Source organism: Enterobacter sp. CCUG 70166, from assembly GCF_020224095.1.
GTDB classification, from domain to species: Bacteria; Pseudomonadota; Gammaproteobacteria; order Enterobacterales; family Enterobacteriaceae; genus Enterobacter; species Enterobacter intestinihominis.
On sequence record NZ_NRIQ01000074.1, the window covers coordinates 1 to 4,758 of the forward strand.

Consider the following 4,758-nt stretch of genomic DNA (forward strand, 5'->3'; position numbering starts at 1 on the left):
TTCAGTAAACCACTTCACTATCCAAAATGCATAAAGGACAGCCTGACAGAGACAGAGAAAGCAGAACTTAAAAAGCTGACTTCCATTCTGAAAAATACTGCTTCCAGTGCCGTAAATTTGAGGTGTACTATGTACCCTAATCAGGCAGGTGGAGGCTGATAATGAGTATTTTTAATGAATTAAAATCTTCGCTTGAAGAGGCCGTTGAGATCCATAACGGAAGAAAAGCCGCTTCCCGGGTAACCCGCTATGAAGTTGCTGATGTGCGCGCCATCAGAGAGCAGCTCAATATCACGCAAAGCGAAATGGCGAAGGCGCTTGGCACGAGCGTCGATACGATAAAGAGCTGGGAGTCTAAACGTCGCAACCCAACCGGGCTGGCGGCGAAGGTACTTAATGTGATTCGGGAGAATCCTGCATTTTATAAGGCACTTGCCGGGCAGTGAGTCGCCCTTATGCCGGGTGGCGCTGCGCTTACCCGGCCTACAAAACTCCAAAACTGCTTTACCGTAGGCCTGATAAGCGAAGCGCCATCAGGCTCTCCCTCCGTTGACATAACTTTAATGATAACTATTTTCATTTAAATATAGCCTGTGCTATACCTTATAGCACGGGCTAATTTTGCTTTTAATTTAATCACCTCAGGAGACTTCTGCGATGCATCCACGGCAAGGATTGAAGCGTCTGTTGCTCGGCGCGCTGCTTATGACCACGACCACGACCGGCGCGCTGGCGGCCGAAAAGTTCCGGGTTATCACCACCTTTACCGTCATCGCGGATATGGCGAAAAACGTGGCGGGTGACGCCGCGGAAGTGACCTCTATCACCAAACCGGGCGCGGAAATTCACGAATACCAGCCCACCCCGGGCGATATCAAACGCGCACAGAAGGCGCAGCTGATCCTGGCGAACGGCATGAATCTGGAGCTGTGGTTCCAGCGCTTTTATCAGCATCTGAACGGCGTGCCGGAGGTGATTGTTACCAAAGGCATCACCCCGATGGGCATCAGCGAAGGGCCCTATAACGGCAAGCCCAACCCGCACGCGTGGATGTCGCCGGACAACGCCCTGATTTACGTCGATAACATCCGCGACGCGCTGGTGAAGTACGATCCGGCCAACGCGCAGACCTATCAGCGTAACGCCGACGCCTACAAGCAGAAGATTACCGCTACCCTTGAACCGCTGCGTAAGCAGGTCACGGCGATCCCGGAAGACAAGCGCTGGATGGTGACCAGCGAAGGGGCGTTCTCCTATCTGGCGCGGGATTTGGGCCTGAAAGAGCTGTACCTGTGGCCGATCAACGCCGATCAGCAGGGCACGCCGCAGCAGGTGCGCAAGGTTATCGATCTGGTGAAAAAACATCACATTCCGGCGGTGTTCAGCGAAAGCACCGTCTCGGATAAGCCCGCTCGTCAGGTGGCGCGGGAAACCGGCGCCCATTACGGCGGCGTGCTGTACGTTGACTCCCTGAGTGCAGAAAACGGCCCGGTGCCGACCTATATCGATCTGCTGAACGTCACCACCCGCACGCTGGTGCAGGGCATCCGCGACGGGATGAAGGAGTAACCATGCAGAAGGGGATTGTTGTAACCGACGTGACCGTGACCTACCGCAACGGCCACACGGCGCTGCGCGACGCGTCGTTCAGCGTGCCGGGCGGATCGATTGCCGCCCTGGTGGGGGTGAACGGTTCCGGCAAGTCCACGCTGTTTAAGGCGGTGATGGGCTTTGTGCGGGCGGCGAGCGGCACTATCTCCATTCTTGGGCTTCCGCCTCACCGGGCGCTGCGCCTGAACCTGGTCGCCTACGTGCCGCAGTCGGAAGAGGTCGACTGGTCATTTCCGGTGCTGGTCGAGGACGTGGTGATGATGGGCCGCTACGGGCATATGGGGTTTCTGCGTCGGCCTAAAGAGCGCGACAGGCAGATTGTAACCGACGCCCTGAAGCGCGTGGATATGCTTGAGCTGCGTCATCGGCAGATTGGCGAGCTCTCCGGCGGCCAAAAGAAGCGCGTGTTTCTGGCGCGGGCGATTGCCCAGCAGGGCGAGGTGATCCTGCTCGACGAGCCGTTTACCGGCGTGGACGTCAAAACCGAAGCCAGGATCATCAGCCTGCTGCGGGAGCTGCGCGACGAGGGTAAAACGATGCTGGTTTCGACCCACAATCTGGGCTCGGTCACGGAATTCTGCGATTACACGGTGATGGTCAAAGGCACCGTGCTGGCGAGCGGCCCGACGGATATCACTTTTACCGCTGAGAATCTTGAGCGCGCCTTTAGCGGCGTGCTGCGCCACGTGGTGCTCAGCGACTCGGAAGATCGCATTATTACCGACGACGAACGCCCCTTCGTCACGCACCGACAGGAGGCCAAATGAACGTGCTTCTCGAACCCTTCGGCTACGAGTACATGCTCAACGCGATGTGGGTCTCGGCGATGGTGGGCGGGCTGTGCGCGTTTCTCTCCTGCTATCTGATGCTCAAAGGCTGGTCGCTGATCGGCGATGCGCTGTCGCACTCCATCGTGCCGGGCGTAGCGGGCGCTTACATGCTCGGGCTGCCGTTCTCGCTGGGGGCGTTTTTATCGGGCGGGCTGGCGGCGGGCAGCATGCTGTTTCTCAACCAGCGCAGCCGCCTGAAGGAGGACGCCATTATCGGGCTGATCTTCTCCTCGTTTTTCGGGCTGGGGCTGTTTATGGTCTCACTCAACCCGACCTCGGTGAACATTCAGACCATCGTCCTCGGCAATATTCTCGCCATCGCCCCGGAAGATATCGTCCAGCTGGCGATTATCGGCGTGGTGTCGATAGTTATCCTGCTGTTCAAATGGAAAGATCTGATGGTGACCTTTTTTGATGAGAACCACGCCCGCGCCATCGGCCTGCGCCCGGAACGTCTGAAAATTCTCTTCTTTACGCTACTGGCGGTCTCTACCGTGGCGGCGCTGCAAACCGTCGGCGCATTTCTGGTGATCTGTCTGGTGGTTACGCCCGGTGCGACCGCCTGGCTGCTGACCGATCGCTTCCCGCGCCTGCTGATGATTGCCGTCGCCATTGGCAGCATCACCAGCTTCCTCGGCGCGTGGGCCAGCTATTACCTGGACGGTGCCACCGGCGGCATTATCGTGGTCGCCCAGACGCTGCTGTTCCTGCTGGCGTTCGTCTTTGCGCCGAAGCATGGGCTGCTTGCCAGCAGCCGTCGGGCGCGGGAGGCACATCCATGATGACGCTGATCCTCGAACCGTTCCAGTTTGCGTTTATGAACAACGCGCTGCTGATTTCACTCCTGGTGGCCGTGCCCTGCGCGCTGCTGTCGGTTTTTCTGGTGCTGAAAGGCTGGGCGCTGATGGGCGACGCCATGAGCCACGCGGTGTTTCCCGGCGTCGTGCTGGCCTGGATGATGGGCCTGCCGCTGGCGCTGGGCGCATTCGTGGCCGGTCTGTTCTGCGCGGTCGCCACCGGATACCTGAAGGATAACAGCCGAATCAAGCAAGATACGGTTATGGGGATCGTCTTTTCCGGCATGTTCGGCGCCGGGCTGATCCTCTATATCGCCGTCAAACCTGAGGTGCATCTCGACCACATTCTGTTCGGCGATATGCTGGGCATTAACGGGATGGACATTTTGCAAAGCGGTCTCGTCGCGGGGTTGATTGCGCTGGTGATTGGCCTGAAGTGGCGCGATTTTCTGCTGTTCTGCTTTGACTATCAGCAGGCGCAGGCGAGCGGCCTGCGCACCCGCTGGCTGCACTACGGCTTACTATGCATGGTTTCGCTGACCATCGTGGCGACGCTGAAAGCGGTGGGTATAATTCTGTCGATTTCGCTGCTGATTGCCCCCGGCGCGGTGGCGGTGCTGATCACCCGACGCTTTCACATGGCGCTGCTGGTGGCGGTCGCCGTTTCAGCGCTGGTGTCGGTAAGCGGCGTTTATGCCTCGTTTTATCTCGACAGCGCGCCCGCGCCGACCATTGTGGTCCTGTTCGCGATGGTGTTTATCGTGACGTTTGTGGTGACCAGCGTGAAGGCACGTCGGCAGGAGCGTGTGACAGCAGGGTGATGACCTGTTCGCCGTGCTGCTGCCAGTGAAGGGTGAAGGCAGTGCCTTCCTCAAAGCCTGCAAGTTGACGGGTCAATGCCAGCGTAAGCGTCCTGTCGTCGAGCAGGGTAATGCGGGCGCTGTCAAAACCCATCCAGGCCTGCACCTGCGGAAAGAGGGCCTTGAACAGGCTCTCTTTGGCGCTGAACGCCAGCGTCAGGGCGAGGGCGAACGGGTATCCCGAGCGGGAAAGCACAGGTTCTTCCTGCATATCAATAATGCCGTCTTTGATTTCCCAGGCTTCGTTTTCGGAAAGGATCGTTTCACAATCGATGCCGATAAGCGCCGGGTATTGCGTGACGACGGCCATCGCCTGCGTGCCGCTGTGGGTGATGCTGCCGGAAATACCTTGCGGCCAGAGCGGTTCGCCGCTGGGGCCGATGCCGGGGATTACGCGCTCGTTTAGCGCATGCGCCGCGGCGATGCGGCCTGCCAGGTGGTCGGATTTGCGCTTGCGTCCGGCGTCAGCCAGCTGTGCGTGATGGGGGAGCCAGAGGAGATCGGCGTCGGTGAAGGTGGTGGGGTCGAAAGTGATGCGGTGAAGGGTGTGGCCGGCGAGAGAAAATGTGCTGTGGGTTGTGTGCATGGTTTTCCCTTCAGTATTGTGCGGCCTGATGCCCTCACCCCGGCCCTCTCCCAAAGGGCTGAGGGTTCCCCACA

The 4,758-nt window shown here is 58.9% G+C and carries 6 protein-coding genes; 5 read left to right on the plus strand and 1 reads right to left on the minus strand.

The features are described from left to right. Nucleotides 1–161 precede the first annotated feature (161 nt). The 5 genes from nadS (at nt 162) to CKK19_RS24580 (ending at nt 4,059) form a co-directional block, all read left to right on the plus strand. On the plus strand, nt 162–446 hold the full coding sequence (nadS, locus tag CKK19_RS24560; RefSeq protein ID WP_003858821.1) for a NadS family protein: 285 nt from the start codon (nt 162–164) through the stop codon (nt 444–446). Between the two features lie 211 nt (nt 447–657). Further along, nucleotides 658–1,569, plus strand: a complete 912-nt coding sequence (gene sitA / locus CKK19_RS24565; protein ID WP_063854441.1) for an iron/manganese ABC transporter substrate-binding protein SitA — start codon at nt 658–660, stop codon at nt 1,567–1,569. Nucleotides 1,570–1,571: 2 nt separating this feature from the next. Then, on the plus strand, nt 1,572–2,378 hold the full coding sequence (gene sitB / locus CKK19_RS24570; protein WP_225455255.1) for an iron/manganese ABC transporter ATP-binding protein SitB: 807 nt from the start codon (nt 1,572–1,574) through the stop codon (nt 2,376–2,378). Beyond that, on the plus strand, nt 2,375–3,223 hold the full coding sequence (gene sitC, locus CKK19_RS24575) for an iron/manganese ABC transporter permease subunit SitC (RefSeq protein WP_063854443.1): 849 nt from the start codon (nt 2,375–2,377) through the stop codon (nt 3,221–3,223). The genes sitB and sitC overlap by 4 nt, the downstream gene beginning before the upstream one ends. After that, nucleotides 3,220–4,059, plus strand: coding sequence for a metal ABC transporter permease (locus CKK19_RS24580; RefSeq protein WP_022647370.1), 840 nt, complete (start codon nt 3,220–3,222; stop codon nt 4,057–4,059). The genes sitC and CKK19_RS24580 overlap by 4 nt, the downstream gene beginning before the upstream one ends. Here the strand turns inward: CKK19_RS24580 and entD are convergent. Further along, the gene (gene entD, locus CKK19_RS24585) at nt 3,995–4,684 is read right to left on the minus strand and encodes an enterobactin synthase subunit EntD (protein ID WP_063149202.1); all 690 of its coding nucleotides are present in this window, start codon (nt 4,682–4,684) and stop codon (nt 3,995–3,997) included. The genes CKK19_RS24580 and entD overlap by 65 nt on opposite strands. Nucleotides 4,685–4,758 lie beyond the last annotated feature (74 nt).